At 72.1% G+C, this 14,059-nt stretch carries 9 protein-coding genes; 3 read left to right on the plus strand and 6 right to left on the minus strand.

All coding sequences use genetic code 11. The features are described from left to right. The 4 genes from purF to folC all read right to left on the minus strand — a co-directional run bounded on the left by purF (position 1) and on the right by folC (position 4,351). On the minus strand, positions 1–1,470 hold the full coding sequence (gene purF, locus ABS41_RS06870) for an amidophosphoribosyltransferase (protein ID WP_290592239.1): 1,470 nt from the start codon (positions 1,468–1,470) through the stop codon (positions 1–3). A 3-nt stretch (positions 1,471–1,473) separates the two neighbouring features. Beyond that, positions 1,474–2,040 (minus strand): CvpA family protein, encoded by a 567-nt coding sequence (locus ABS41_RS06875; RefSeq protein WP_290592241.1) that lies wholly within the window; start codon positions 2,038–2,040, stop codon positions 1,474–1,476. 2 nt (positions 2,041–2,042) lie between these two features. Further along, the gene (locus ABS41_RS06880; protein WP_290592243.1) at positions 2,043–3,041 is read right to left on the minus strand and encodes an SPOR domain-containing protein; all 999 of its coding nucleotides are present in this window, start codon (positions 3,039–3,041) and stop codon (positions 2,043–2,045) included. 62 nt (positions 3,042–3,103) lie between these two features. Continuing rightward, entirely contained in the window at positions 3,104–4,351 is a 1,248-nt protein-coding gene (gene folC / locus ABS41_RS06885; RefSeq protein WP_290592246.1) for a bifunctional tetrahydrofolate synthase/dihydrofolate synthase, read from the minus strand. Between the two features lie 79 nt (positions 4,352–4,430). Between folC and ABS41_RS06890 the strand changes: the two genes are divergently transcribed. Continuing rightward, complete coding sequence (locus ABS41_RS06890; protein ID WP_290592248.1) at positions 4,431–7,103, plus strand: HAD-IC family P-type ATPase; 2,673 nt, start codon at positions 4,431–4,433, stop codon at positions 7,101–7,103. Here the strand turns inward: ABS41_RS06890 and ABS41_RS06895 are convergent. Both ABS41_RS06895 and serA read right to left on the minus strand, forming a co-directional pair. Next, the gene (locus tag ABS41_RS06895) at positions 7,100–7,747 is read right to left on the minus strand and encodes a histidine phosphatase family protein (RefSeq protein WP_290592250.1); all 648 of its coding nucleotides are present in this window, start codon (positions 7,745–7,747) and stop codon (positions 7,100–7,102) included. The genes ABS41_RS06890 and ABS41_RS06895 overlap by 4 nt on opposite strands. Continuing rightward, complete coding sequence (gene serA, locus ABS41_RS06900) at positions 7,747–9,309, minus strand: phosphoglycerate dehydrogenase (protein WP_290592252.1); 1,563 nt, start codon at positions 9,307–9,309, stop codon at positions 7,747–7,749. The genes ABS41_RS06895 and serA overlap by 1 nt, the downstream gene beginning before the upstream one ends. A 426-nt stretch (positions 9,310–9,735) precedes the next feature. Between serA and ABS41_RS06905 the strand changes: the two genes are divergently transcribed. Continuing rightward, positions 9,736–11,832: a M13 family metallopeptidase gene (locus ABS41_RS06905; protein ID WP_290592254.1), complete on the plus strand. Its 2,097-nt coding sequence runs from the start codon at positions 9,736–9,738 to the stop codon at positions 11,830–11,832. A 74-nt stretch (positions 11,833–11,906) separates the two neighbouring features. Beyond that, on the plus strand, positions 11,907–13,997 hold the full coding sequence (locus ABS41_RS06910) for a M13-type metalloendopeptidase (protein ID WP_290592256.1): 2,091 nt from the start codon (positions 11,907–11,909) through the stop codon (positions 13,995–13,997). The last annotated feature ends 62 nt before the right edge of the window (positions 13,998–14,059 follow it).

Consider the following 14,059-nt stretch of genomic DNA (forward strand, 5'->3'; position numbering starts at 1 on the left):
TCAGGCACCACGGCGCTTGCGCTTGGCGTCGTCGGAGCGCAGTTGCTTGATGCGTTCGAAGTAGCCCGGCTCGATGCCGGTGACGTATTCGCCGCTGAAGCAGGAGCTGTCGAACTGGCGGCCCGGGAACTTCGGACCGGCGACCGCGGCCTCGAGGTCGGCCAGGTCCTGGTAGATCAGCCAGTCGCAGCCCAGCAGCTTCTCGATCTCTTCCTCGCTGCGGCCATGCGCCACCAGTTCCTCGGCCGAGGGCATGTCGATGCCGTAGATGTTCGGGTGGCGCACCGGCGGCGCCGCCGAGGCCAGGTAGACCTTGCGCGCGCCCGCGTCGCGGGCCATCTGCACGATCTGCTGGCTGGTGGTGCCGCGCACGATCGAATCGTCCACCAGCAGCACCACCCGGTCCTTGAACTCCAGCGGGATGGTGTTGAGCTTGCGGCGCACCGACTTCACGCGCTCGCCCTGCCCCGGCATGATGAAGGTGCGGCCGACGTAGCGGTTCTTGACGAAACCCTCGCGGTACTTCACGCCCAGCACGTTGGCGATCTCCAGCGCCGCGTCGCGCGAGGTGTCGGGGATGGGGATCACCGTGTCGATGTCGTGGTCCGGGCGCAGGCGCAGGATCTTCTGGCCGAGCGTGACGCCCATGCGCATGCGCGCCTTGTGCACCGAGATGTTCTCGATCATCGAGTCCGGGCGCGCGAAGTACACGAACTCGAAGATGCACGGCGCGTGCGGCTGCTCCTGCACGATGGCCTCGGCGTGCAGCTCGCCCTCGGGGGTGATGACCACCGCCTCGCCCGGCAGCACGTCGCGCACGCGCACGAAGCCCAGTATGTCGAGCGCCACCGACTCCGACGCCACCGCGTACTCGGCGCGGCCGTTGCGCTCGCGCTTGCCCAGCACCAGCGGCCGGATGCCGTGCGGGTCGCGGAAGGCCACCAGGCCCAGGCCCAGCACCATCGCCACCGCCGCGTAGCCGCCGCTGCAGCGGCGATGCACGCCGGCCACCGCGGCCATCGCCGCGCGCGGGTCGAGCCGGCCCTGCACCTGCAGTTCATGCGCGAACACGTTGAGCAGCACTTCCGAGTCGGACTCGGTGTTGATGTTGCGCTTGTCCTGCTCGAACACCATGCGCCGCAGCGCATCGGTGTTCACCAGGTTGCCGTTGTGCGCCAGCGCGATGCCGTAGGGCGAGTTCACGTAGAAAGGCTGGGCCTCGTCGCTGCCTTCCGAGCCCGCGGTCGGGTAGCGGCAGTGGCCGATGCCGACCTGGCCGGTGAGCAGCTGCATCGCGCGCTCGTCGAAGACTTCCTTCACCAGGCCGTTGCCCTTGTGCAGGCGCAGCCGGTTGCCGTCGACGGTGGCGATGCCGGCCGCGTCCTGGCCGCGGTGCTGGAGCACCGTCAGGCCGTCGTAAAGGGCCGCCGCGACGTCGCTGGCGCCGGCGATTCCGATGATGCCGCACATGGTTCAGGTCTCCGGGGTCGGCTGCTGTGCGCTGGCGGGCGCATTGCCGTTGAAGGGTTCGACGAGCGCCGCCGGCGCCGCCAGGAATTCGATTTCGGCCCGCGCCTCGGGCGGCAGGAAGCCGGCCATCCACTCGGCGCCGCGCTGCACCGTGGGCAGGAAGCGCGACTCGCTCCACCAGGCATCGCGCGGCACCGGCGTGAAGCCCAGCAGCAGCACCAGCACGCAGGCCAGCACCGCGCCGCGCGCCAGCCCGAAGCCGATGCCCAGCACGCGGTCGGTGGCCGACAGGCCGGTGTTGGCGATGAGCTTGCCGATGGCCCAGGTGGCCAGGCCGCCGACCACGAGCGTGCCGAGGAACACGCTGGTGTAACCGAGGAACAGCCGCGCCGAGGGCGTCTCGACGAAGGCCATGGACTCGGCCGCGCGCGCGCCGAAGGCCACGGCCAGCCAGAACGCGGCGATCCACACCGTGAGCGACAGCACTTCGACCACGAAGCCGCGCCACAAGCCGACGGCCATGGAGACCGCCAGCACCGTCAGCAGCGCGTAGTCGGCCCAGTTGAGCATGTTCAGGGGTGAGAGACGACGATCAGGTCGCGCAGGCCCAGCCTGGCGGCGACGCTGTCGCGCAGGCGCTCGGCGGCGGCGCGGTCGGCCTCGGGGCCGACGCGCACGCGCCAGACCGGGCCACGCTCGGTGTCCACGCGCTGGTGGAAGGCCACGAAACCGCTGGCGCGGGCGCGGTCGCGCAGCGCGCTGGCGTCGGACTCATTCGAGAAGGCGCCCAGCTGCACCGCGAAGCCGACGTTGGCGGCGGCGGCCGGCCGCGTCGGCGCCGCCGCCGGCGCCGCCTCGGCATCGAGCGCCATCACCACGGTGGGGCTGCCGGCGACGCGCTCGGCGCGCTGGCGCGCGGCTTCGGCAAGGGCACGCTCGGCATACGGCCCGACGCGAACGCGCATGGCCGGCTTGCCGCCCACGTCCACCGACTCGCTGGTGACCGGCAGGCCGGCGGCGCGCAGCTTGTCGGCCAGGGCGCGGGCGTTGGCCAGGTTGGAGAAGCTGCCGACGTTGACGACGTAGCGGCCACCGCCGGCGCTGGCCGGCAGCGGCTGCGGCGCCGGGGCGGGCGTGGCCGCGACCGGCGCGGGCTCGGCCACGGGCGCAGGCACCGGAGCCGGCGGCGTGGATTCGCGCGCGATGGGCTGGCCGGTGGCGGCGTCCACCGCCTGCGGCGGCGCGCCTTCGTCGATCGGCTCCATCGGCAGCGCGTCCACGCGTGGCGCGACGTTGGCGCCGGCGTCCACGGTGGCCACGGCATTGGGGTCGTCGCTGGCCGGTGTCGGCGCGCCCAGCACCGGCTCGCCGGTGGTTTCGGGCCGCGGCAGCGCCAGCGGCAGTTCGCGGGTCTCGAAATCCTGGTCGGGCGCGTCGGGCATGGACAGCGGCACCCGGGCGGCGTCCGGCGTGGTTTCGTCGGGGCCCTGCAGCAGCATCGGCAGGAAGATCATCGCCAGCGCCACCAGCACGGCGGCACCGATCAGGCGCTGTTTCAGGGCGGAATCCATCGGGGTTTCGGTCCGGCCGGAGGGGTGGCGCGAATTATAGCCGGTCTGCCCCTCGCGCCGGTTCAGCCGGCCGCCATCACCGCCGCCACGGTGTGGAAGGAACCGAACACCAGCACGCGCCCGCCGGGGCCGGCGGCAAGGGTGGCGGCGGCCAACGCCTCGGCCAGGCTGCGGTGCGGGTGCAGGATTTCGGCCGGCAGGTGCTCGGCCAGGCGCCGCGCCAGCTCGTCCACCGCCAGGCCGCGCGGGCCGGCGTCGGTGATCGGGCCCAGGTGCCAGGCGCGCAGCCAGGGCGCCAGCGGCGCGCAGATGCCGCCCAGGTCCTTGTCGCCCAGGGCGCTGAACACCGCCACGGTGGGCTTGGGATGGAGCTCGAGCCAGCGCGCCAGCTGGCGGGCCCCCTGCGGGTTGTGGGCCACGTCGAGCACGCGTTCGGGCGTGCCGGGAAGCACCTGCAGGCGGCCGGGCGCGCGCGCGCCGGCGACGCCGGCGCGGATCGCATCGTCAGGCACCGGCAGGTCGAGCGCGCGCAGGGCGGCGATGGCGGCGGCGGCGTTCTCGCGCTGGGCCGGGGCCGGCATGGCCGGGTCGGGCAGCTCGATGGCGTAGCCGGGCTCGCGCCAGCGCCAGCCGGCCTCGAGCGGGTCGATCAGGTAATCGGAATGGCCGCGGATGGCGAAGGCGCCGATCGCGTAGGCGCGCCGCAGCACCGACGAGGGCGGGTCCTTTTCGCCCAGCACGCAGGGCTTGCCGGCGCGCAGGATGCCGGCCTTCTCGGCGCCGATGCTCTCGCGGTCGGGGCCCAGGTAGTCCTGGTGGTCGAGATCGACCGTGGTGATCACCGCGCAGTCGGGGTCGACGATATTGGTGGCATCGAGGCGGCCGCCGAGGCCGACCTCGAGGATGGCCAGGTCCAGGCCCGCCTGTTCGAACAGCAGCAGCGCGGCGAGCGTGCCGTACTCGAAGAAGGTCAGCGGCGTGTCGCCGCGCGCGGCCTCGATGCGCTCGAAGGCCTGCACCAGCGCCGCGTCGTCCACCGGCTTGCCGTCGATGCGCACGCGCTCGTTGTATCGCAGCAGGTGCGGCGAGGTGTAGGCGCCGGTGCGCAGGCCCGCCGCGCGGGCGATGGCCTCCAGGAAGGCCACGGTCGAGCCCTTGCCGTTGGTGCCGCCGACGGTGACGACCCGGCGCCCGGGCTTGCCGATGCCCAGCCGCCGGGCGACCGCGCCCACGCGCTCGAGCCCCATGTCGATCGACCGGGGATGGACCTGCTGCTGGTATTCCAGCCACTGCTCGAGGGTGCGCGCCATGGCGGCATTATCCGCCGCCGCCGCCCCGTCGCACAGTCGCGGTTTGGCCCCGGCATGCGAACTGGCCTACCCTCCTGCCATGAGCGACTGGCACACCCGCGACATCGAGGGCGCCCTGCAGGCGCTTTCCACCCGGGCCGAGGGCCTGGCCCCCGACGAGGCCGCCCGCCGGCTCCGGGCGCACGGCCCCAACCGCCTGCCCGAGCCAGCGCGCACGCATCCGGCGCTGCGCTTCGCGCGCCAGTTCCAAAACATCCTGATCTACGTCCTGCTGGGCGCCGCCGCCGTGACCGCCGTGCTCGGCCATGCCGTGGACACGGCGGTGATCCTGGCGGTGGTGCTGGCCAACGCCATCATCGGCTTCGTCCAGGAGGGCAAGGCCGAGCGGGCGATGGAAGCGCTGCGGGGCCTGCTGGCGCCGCGCGCGGCGGTGTTGCGCGACGGCCGGCGCGTGGGCGTGGACGCCAGCGCGCTGGTGCCGGGCGACATCGTGCTGCTCGAGGCCGGCGACCGCGTGCCGGCCGACCTGCGCCTGCTGCAGCTGCGCGGCCTGCAGGTGCAGGAGGCGCTGCTCACCGGCGAATCGCTGCCGGTGGAAAAGCAGCTGGCGCCGGTGGCCGCCGACGCACCGCTGGGCGACCGCGACTGCCTGGCCTTCAGCGGCACGCTGGTCAGCGCCGGACAGGGCCGCGGCGTGGTGGTGGGCACCGGCGCCGACACCGAGATCGGCCGCATCAGCGGCCTGCTCACCCGGGTCGAAACGCTTGAAACGCCGCTGGTGCGGCAGATGGACCGCTTCGCGCGCGGCCTGACCTTCGTCATCCTGGCGGCGTCGGCGCTGCTGCTGCTCGTGGGTTCCGTGGTGGGCGGCCGGCCGTTCGCGGAAGTGTTCATGGCCGTGGTCGGCCTGGCGGTCTCGGCCATTCCCGAGGGGCTGCCGGCGGTGCTGACCATCACCCTGGCGGTCGGCGTGCAGGGCATGGCGCGGCGCAACGCCATCGTGCGCAGGCTGCCGGCGATCGAGACCCTGGGCGCGGTGTCGGTGATCTGCACCGACAAGACCGGCACGCTCACCCGCAACGAGATGGTGGTGGCCACGGTGCAGCTGGCCGGCGCGCGCTTGACCGTCGACGGCGAAGGGTACGCGCCGCTCGGCGCGATCACCGCCGTGGGCGGCGGCCCGGTGCCGCCGGCGCTGGCCGAGCTGGCGCGCGCCTGCGCCCTGTGCAACGACGCGGCGCTGCACGAGCGCGACGGCGAGTGGCAGGTCGAGGGCGACCCGATGGAAGGCGCGCTGCTGGCCCTGGCCGGCAAGGCCGGCGTGGCGCTGGACGCGCTCGGCGGCCAGTGGCCGCGGGTGGACGCGATTCCCTTCGACGCGCGCCACCGCTTCATGGCCAGCCTGCACCACGACCATTCGGGCCACGCGATCGCCGTGGCCAAGGGCGCGCCCGAGCGAATCCTCGCGATGTGTTCGGCGCAGCGCGGCGCGGCCGGCGACGAGCCGCTCGATGCCGTGGCCTGGCGCCGCGCAGCCGACGCCATCGCCGGCCAGGGCCAGCGCGTGCTGGCGCTGGCCGCCCGCACGATGCCGGCGGGCAGCAACGCGCTGGCCTTCGCCGATGTCGAGGGCCCGCTGGTGCTGCTGGGCCTGGTGGGCCTGATCGACCCGCCGCGGCCCGAGGCCGTGCAGGCGGTCGCCGAATGCCGGCGCGCCGGCATCCGGGTGAAGATGATCACCGGCGACCACGCCGGCACCGCCGCCGCCATCGGCGCGCAGGTGGGGCTGGAGGCGCCGGACGCCGTGCTCACCGGCGCCGACCTCGACGGCATCGACGACGAGGCGCTGCGCGACGTGGTCGAGCGCACCGACGTGTTCGCCCGCACCAGCCCCGAGCACAAGCTACGCCTGGTGATGGCGCTGCAGGCGCGCGGCCGCGTGGTGGCCATGACCGGCGACGGCGTCAACGACGCGCCCGCGCTCAAGCGCGCCGACGCCGGCATCGCCATGGGCCGCAAGGGCAGCGAGGCGGCCAAGGAAGCCTCGGAACTGGTGCTGGCCGACGACAACTTCGCCTCCATCGCCGCCGCCGTGCGCGAGGGCCGCACGGCCTACGACAACCTGCGCAAGGTGATCCGCTGGACCCTGCCCACCAACGCCGGCGAGGCCGGCACCATCGTCCTGGCCCTGGCCGCGGGCCTGGCGCTGCCGGTCACGCCGGTGCAGATCCTGTGGGTGAACCTGGCCACGGCCATCACCCTGGGCCTGGCCCTGGCCTTCGAGCCGACCGAGGCGAACACCATGCGCCGGCCGCCGCGCCGCCCGGACGAGCCCCTGCTCGACCGCGGCCTGGCCTGGCACATCGCCCTGGTCGCGGGCCTGTTCGTGCTGGCGGTGTTCGGCGTGTTCGAGGCCGCACTGGCCCGCGGCCACTCGATCGAACTGGCGCGCACGCTGGCGCTCAACACCCTGGTGGTGCTCGAGATCTTCCACCTGTTCCACGTGCGCAACCTGCACGGCAGCTCGTTCAACCTGCAGGCCCTCAAGGGCACGCCGGTGGTCTGGCTGACCATCACCGTGGTGACCGCCGCGCAATTCGCCATCACCTACGTGCCGGCGCTGCAGCGGGTGTTCGGCACGGCCGCCGTGCCGCTGGCCGAGGGCGTCGGCGTGGTCGCCCTCGGCGTGCTGCTGCTCCTGGTGCTCGAGACCGAAAAGGCCCTGCGGCTGCGGCGTTATCGCCGGGCCTAGAGCGCCCGGTGCACCGCCTCGCCGAACAGCGGGGTGTGGTGCTGGCAGTCGTTGAGGCGCACCACTTCCAGCGCGTCCACGCTGGCACCCTCGAGCAGGTTGAGCGTGGTGGGTGCCTGGCGGAACGACCACAGCCGTGCCAGCGGCAGGCCCAGGATGCGGCACAGCAGCACGCGGTTGACCGCGTCGTGCGCCACCACCAGCAGCGTGTCGGCCTCGCCCAGGCCCTCGCAGGCGGCGGCGAAGGCCGGCCAGGCGCGTTCGAGCACCTGCCCCAGCGACTCGCCGCCGCCGGGCATCTGCACCGTGGCCGGTGATTCGCGCCAGGCGCGCAGGCGCTCGGGGTCGCGGGCGCGGATTTCCGAGGCCAGCAGGCCCTCCCAGTCGCCATGCGCGATTTCCGCCAGGCCCGGATCGAGCGTGAGCAGGCCGGCGCGCGACTCGCCGAGCGCGAGCTCGGCGGTGCGGCGCGCCCGCGACAGCGGCGAGGCCACCGCGCGGCTGATGGGCAGTTCGCGCAGGCGCTCGCCCAGCGCGCGCGCCTGGCCTTCGCCGGTTTCCGAGAGCGCGATGTCGCGCTGGCCCTGGTAGCGGCCTTCGGCGTTCCACGGCGTCTCGCCGTGGCGGGCTAGCAGGATGCGCATCAGAGCTGCTCCATCGAGAGGATGCCGGGGATGCCGCGCAGCGACTGCAGCTGCGCCGGCGCCACTTCGCGGTCGACCGTGATCGCCGCCACCGCGCCGCCGTCGCCGGTGGCGCCGAGCGAGAAGTTGACGATGTTCACGCCGGCCGCGCCCAGGTGCGAACCGACCAGGCCGATGACGCCGGGCTTGTCCTCGTTGCGCATCAGCAGGATGTGCGCCTGCGGGTCGAAGTCGAGCTCGACGCCGTCCAGGCGCACCACGCGCGGACCGCGGTGCAGCGTGGCCTCGAGTTCGCGCACCTGGCCGGCGCCCTCGACGCGGATGCGCAGCAGGCGGTCGAAGCCGTCGCCGTCGCCGCCCAGGGTTTCGGCCACCTCGAGCCCGCGGGCGGCGGCCTCGTGCAGCGCGTTCACCGGCGTCACCCGGCCCGAGGCCGGGCCCAGCAGCGCGGCGACGAGCAGGCGCGTCAGCGGGCGGGTGTCCAGGCCCTCGGTGCGGCCGGCATAGGTGACGTGCAGCTTCACCGGCGCTGGCACCAGGCGCGCGGCCAGGCGGCCGAGCGCGGTCATCAGCGGCATCCACGGGCCCACTTCGCGCGCGGTCTCGGGCGTGAGCGGCGGCAGGTTGACGCAGCCGGCCACCGCGCCGGTGGCCACGAAGTCGATGATCTGGCGAGCGAGGATGGTGCTCACCGCCTGCTGCGCCTCGCCGGTGCTGGCGCCCAGGTGCGGCGTGAGCACCAGGCGCGGATGGCCGCGCAGCGGCGACTCCTTGGGCAGTGGCTCGGTGGCGAAGGTGTCGAGCGCGGCGCCGGCCAGGTGGCCTTCGTCGAGCAGCTGCAGCAGCGCGGCCTCGTCGACCAGGCCGCCGCGGGCGGCGTTGATCAGGAAGGCGCCCTGCTTCATGCCGCGCAGGCGGGTTTCATCGAGGAGGTTGGTGGTGTCCTTGGTGCGCGGGATGTGCAGCGTGACGACATCCGCCCAGGCCAGCAGCTGCTCGAGCGCCATCAGCGGCACGCTGCCCTTGCCGGCGGCGGCGGCGGGCAGGAAGGGATCGTGCGCGGCCACTTCCATGCCGATGCCCTGGGCCTTGCGCGCCACGGTGGCGCCGATGCGGCCCAGGCCGATCACGCCCAGTTTCTTGCCTTCGAGCTCGAAACCGGTGAGCCCGGCCTTGGGCCATTCACCGGCCTTCATGCCGGCGTCGGCGCGCGGTACGTGCCGGGCCAGCGCGAACAGCAGGGAGATGGCGTGTTCGGCGGCGGCGAGCGTGTTGCCGTCGGGCGCGTTCATCACCGCGATGCCGCGCGCGGTGGCGGCCTCGACGTCGATGGTGTCCACGCCGGCGCCGGCGCGGCCGATCACGCGCAGCTTGTCGGCCGCCGCCAGGGCCTCGGCCGGGACCTGGGTGGCCGAACGCACCAGCACGGCATCGAAGCCGGCCAGCCGCTGCGCCAGGACGGCGGGGTCCTTCACCGGCTCGCTCGTTTCCACCGCCCATCCCGCTTCGCGGAACAGGGCCAGTCCATCCTCATGGATGCCATCACAGGCCAACACGCGCATCGCCACTCTCCTTCTACTCGACGGGGAGGGCCGGCCAGCCGCCCGGGCGGGCGGCCACGCCAGCCCCGGGTTCAGGCCCCGGACACGCCAACGGCCGCCGAAGCGGCGCGCTTGTACCCAAGGAGACCGACCGTCTGCCGCTGCGCCGGAACGCGGGCAAGGAAGCTCGCCGCCAACGGGCGCACGAACCGCGCGATTGCGCTGTGACCTTCAGAAAACCGATGCGGGACGACGCCACCGGCGTGACTGCGGGTCTGGAGACGGGGCTGCATGAGCATGGGAGTCCAGAGTCCTACGCCCCCACGATACCGCGCGCCCGGAGCAAAGCCCAGCCCTTCACGCCCGGATTCCATGACCAATGGCCTACTCCCCCCCGCCCCAAAAGCCCTAGGCTCCGTGCTTCGCTTCCCGTCCCGAGACCCGCCCATGACCTTCCGCGCCAAGCCCCTTGCCCTCGCCCTTTCGATTTCCTTCGCGCTGGCCGCCTGCCAGCCGGCCGCAGACCAGGCCGCCACCGCGCCGGAAGCGCCGAAGCTGCAGGTTGATCTGTCGCAGGTCGCGCAGCAGCCGATCGCCTTCAACGCCGCCGACCTCGACACCTCGATCGAGGCCTGCCAGGACTTCAACGGCTTCGTGAACTCCAAGTGGCTCGCCGCCAACCCGGTGCCGGGCGACCGCACGACCTGGGGCGCCTTCCCGGCGCTGGGCGAGCGCTCGCTGCAGGTGCAGCACGAGATCGCCAAGGCCGCCGCCGCCGGCAGCTGGCCGGCGGGCTCGATGGAGCAGAAGGTGGGCGACTTCTTCGCCTCGGGCATGGACGAAGCCGCGATCGAGGCCGCCGGCCTGTCGCCGATCCAGGCCGAGCTCGACGCCATCGCCGCGCTCACCGCCACCAGCGACATCCCGGGCTTCATCGGCGATGCCTACGCCAGCGGCCAGGGCATGCTCTTCAGCTTCTTCGCGATGGCCGACTACAACGACTCGACCACCAACATCGCCTACGCCGGCCAGGGCGGCCTGTCGCTGCCCGAGCGCGCCTATTACCTGGAAGACCGCGAGGACTACAAGCAGGCCCGCGCCGCCTTCCTCGACCACGTGACCAAGCTGCTGGTGCTGGCCGGCACCGACGAGGAAACCGCCAAGGCCCAGGCCCAGGTCGTGCTCGACTTCGAAACCCGCCTGGCCAAGGCCTCGCTCGGCCGCCTCGAGCTGCGCGACCCGGCCACCCGCTACAACCCGGTGACCCTGGCCGACGCCGACGCGATGACGCCGAACTTCAACTGGACGGCCTTCTTCGCCGACCTGGGCGTGGCCGCGCCGGAGAAGTTCTCGCTGGCCAACCCGAACTTCTTCAAGGAGTTCGACGCCATGCTCGCCGACGTGCCGCTCGAACAGTGGCAGACCTGGCTGCGCTTCCGCGCCATCGACGGCGCCGCGCCCTACCTGAGCAAGGCCTTCGTCGAGCGCAACTTCGAGTTCTACGCCAAGACCCTGCGCGGCCAGCAGCAGCAGCAGGAGCGCTGGAAGCAGGTGCTGGGCGCGCTCAACGGCTCGATGGGCGAAGGTTTCGGCCAGCTGTACGTGGCCCAGGCCTTCCCGCCGGAGTCGAAGGCGAAGATGGAGGAGCTGGTGGCCAACCTGATGGCCGCGCTCAAGGTCCGGCTCGAGAACCTCGAGTGGATGAGCGAGGAAACCAAGGCCAAGGCGATCGAGAAGTGGTCGTCGTTCACGCCCAAGATCGGCTACCCGGACGTGTGGCGCGACTGGAGCGGCCTGGAGGTCAAGCGCGACAGCTACGCCGGCAACCTGATGGCGGCTGCGGCCTTCAACTACCGCTACATGCTCGACAAGATCGGCAAGCCGGTGGACCGCAACGAGTGGGGCATGAGCCCGCAGACGGTGAACGCCTACTACCGCGCCACCGCCAACGAGATCGTGTTCCCGGCCGCCATCCTGCAGCCGCCGTTCTTCGACGTGAACGCCGACGACGCGCTCAACTACGGCGGCATCGGCGCGGTGATCGGCCACGAGATGCTGCACGGCTTCGACGACCAGGGCAGCAAGTTCGACGCGGCCGGCAACATGGCCAACTGGTGGACCGACGAAGACCGCGCCAAGTTCGAGGCCGCCGCCACGAAGCTGGCCGACCAGTACAGCGGCTACGAGGCGCTGCCGGGCCTGTTCGTGAACGGCCGCCTGGGCCTGGGCGAGAACATCGCCGACCTCGGCGGCACCACGGTTGCCTACGACGCGCTCAAGCGCGCCCAGGGCGAGGGCTACACCGACCCGATGATCGACGGCTTCAGCCAGGACCAGCGCTTCTACATGAACTGGGCCACGGTCTGGCGCATCGCCTTCACCGAAGCCCAGCTCAAGCAGCAGCTGACGGTCGGCCCGCACTCGCCGGGCATGTTCCGCGCGATCGGCGCGCCCTCGAACCAGCCGGCCTTCGCCGCCGCCTTCGGCTGCAAGGAAGGCGACAAGATGGTGCGCTCGGGCGACGACCGCGTCGTCATCTGGTGACCTGACCCAGGGGGTCGGAGGTGGTTTTGCACGGCAAAACCACCTCCGACCCCTACCTTTTTCCGGAGACCCCCATGCCCTTCCGCACCCTCAAGCCCCTGACGCTGGCGCTCGCCGTCACCGTCGCCCTCGCCGCCTGCCAGAAGACCGAGGCGCCGGACGACGCCGCGGCGGCACCCGCCAAGCCGGCCGTGGACCTGGCCAGCCTCAGCATCCCCGCCATCTCGCTGCAGGCCAGCGACCTCGATCCCGGCATCCCGGCCTGCCAGGACTTCGACGGCTTCGTGAACTCCAAGTGGCTTGCCGCCAACCCGGTGCCGGCCGACCGCACCACCTGGGGCCCGTTCGTCGTGCTTGCCGAGCGCTCGCTGGAAATCCAGCGCAAGCTGGTCGAGAACCTCGCCGCGCAGACCGATGCCAGCGGCACCGCCAAGCTCATCGGCGACGTCTGGGCCACCGGCATGGACGAAGCCGCGGTGAACGCCGCCGGCATCGCACCCATCCAGCCGCTGCTCGACCAGATCGCCGCGCTCGAGAGCCCGCAGCAGATCGCCGACTTCGTCGCCGCCAGCTATGCCAAGGGCCAGGGCTACCTGTTCGGCTTCGGCCCGCTGGCCGACTTCCAGGACTCGAGCACCAACATCGCCTACGCCACCCAGGCCGGCCTGGGCCTGCCCGACCGCGACTACTACTTCGACGACAAGCACGCCGAAGTGCGCGCGGCCTATGTGAAGCACATCGCCAACGTGCTGCGACTGGCCGGCGCCGACGAGGCCACCGCCGCGGCCCAGGCCGGTGAAGTGATGGCCTTCGAGACCCGCCTGGCCAAGGTGTCGGCCTCGAGCGAGCAGCTCTCGCGCGACGTGTCGCTCTACTACAACCCGGTGAGCGTGGCCGACGCCGACGCGCTGACGCCGAACTTCAAGTGGTCGGCCTTCTTCGCCGCCCAGGGCATCGAGGCGCCGGCGATGTTCTCGCTGGCCCAGCCCGACTTCCACAAGGAAGTGAGCGCCATGCTGGCCGACGTGCCGGCCGCCACCTGGCAGGCCTACCTGCGCTTCCAGACCATCGACGGCCTCTCGCCCTACCTGTCGGACGAGTTCGCGCAGGAGAACTTCGACTTCTACGGCAAGACCCTGCGCGGCCAGGCCGAGATGCAGCCGCGCTGGAAGCGCGTGCTCAACACCATCAACGGCCAGATGGGCGAGGCCCTGGGCAAGGAATACGTGGACGTCGCCTTCCCGCCCGAGGCCAAGGCGCGCATGCAGGAGCTGGTGGGCAACCTGTCGGAGGCCCTGAAGACGCGCATCGAGAACCTCGAGTGGATGGGCGCCGAGACCAAGGAGCAGGCGCTGGTGAAGTGGGCCGCGTTCACGCCCAAGATCGGCTACCCGGACAAGTGGCGCGACTGGAGCGGCCTGCAGACCGGGCGCGACAGCTTCGTGGCCAACCTGATGGCCGCCGGCGAGTTCAACCACCGGTTCAACCTGTCCAAGATCGGCCAGCCGGTGGACAAGACCGAGTGGGCCATGAGCCCGCAGACGGTGAACGCCTACTACAACCCGCTGGCCAACGAGATCGTGTTCCCGGCCGCCATCCTGCAGCCGCCCTTCTTCGACCTCGGGGCCGACGACGCGGTGAACTACGGCGGCATCGGCGCGGTGATCGGCCACGAGATGATCCACGGCTACGACGACCAGGGCAGCCGCTTCGACGCCGCCGGCAACTTCCGCAACTGGTGGACCGAGGCCGACATGAGCGGCTTCCAGGAACGCACCGGCCGCCTGGTTGAGCAGTTCAACGAATACGGCTACGGCGACGACATGAAGGTCAACGGCAACCTCACCCTGGGCGAGAACATCGCCGACCTCGGTGGGCTGGCCGTGGCCTACGACGCGCTGCAGAAGTCGCTGGAGAACAAGCGCGTGGCCGAGATCGACGGCCATACGCCCGACCAGCGCTTCTTCATGAACTGGGCCACCGTGTGGCGCGTGAACTACAAGCCCGAGGAGCTCAAGGTCCGCCTGCAGACCGACCCGCACGCCCCGGCCCGCTACCGCGCCATGGGCGCCCCCTCGAACCTGCCTGCCTTCGCCGCCGCCTTCGGCTGCCAGGCCGGCGACCCGATGGTGCGCCCGGCCGACAAGCAGGTCGCCATCTGGTGACACCGACAGGCTGAACCGCGGAAACGATGGCCCGGGACCTTCCGGGCCATCGTTTTTTTGGG

Source organism: Arenimonas sp. SCN 70-307 (assembly GCF_001724815.1).
In the GTDB taxonomy this organism is placed as follows: Bacteria; Pseudomonadota; Gammaproteobacteria; order Xanthomonadales; family Xanthomonadaceae; genus Arenimonas.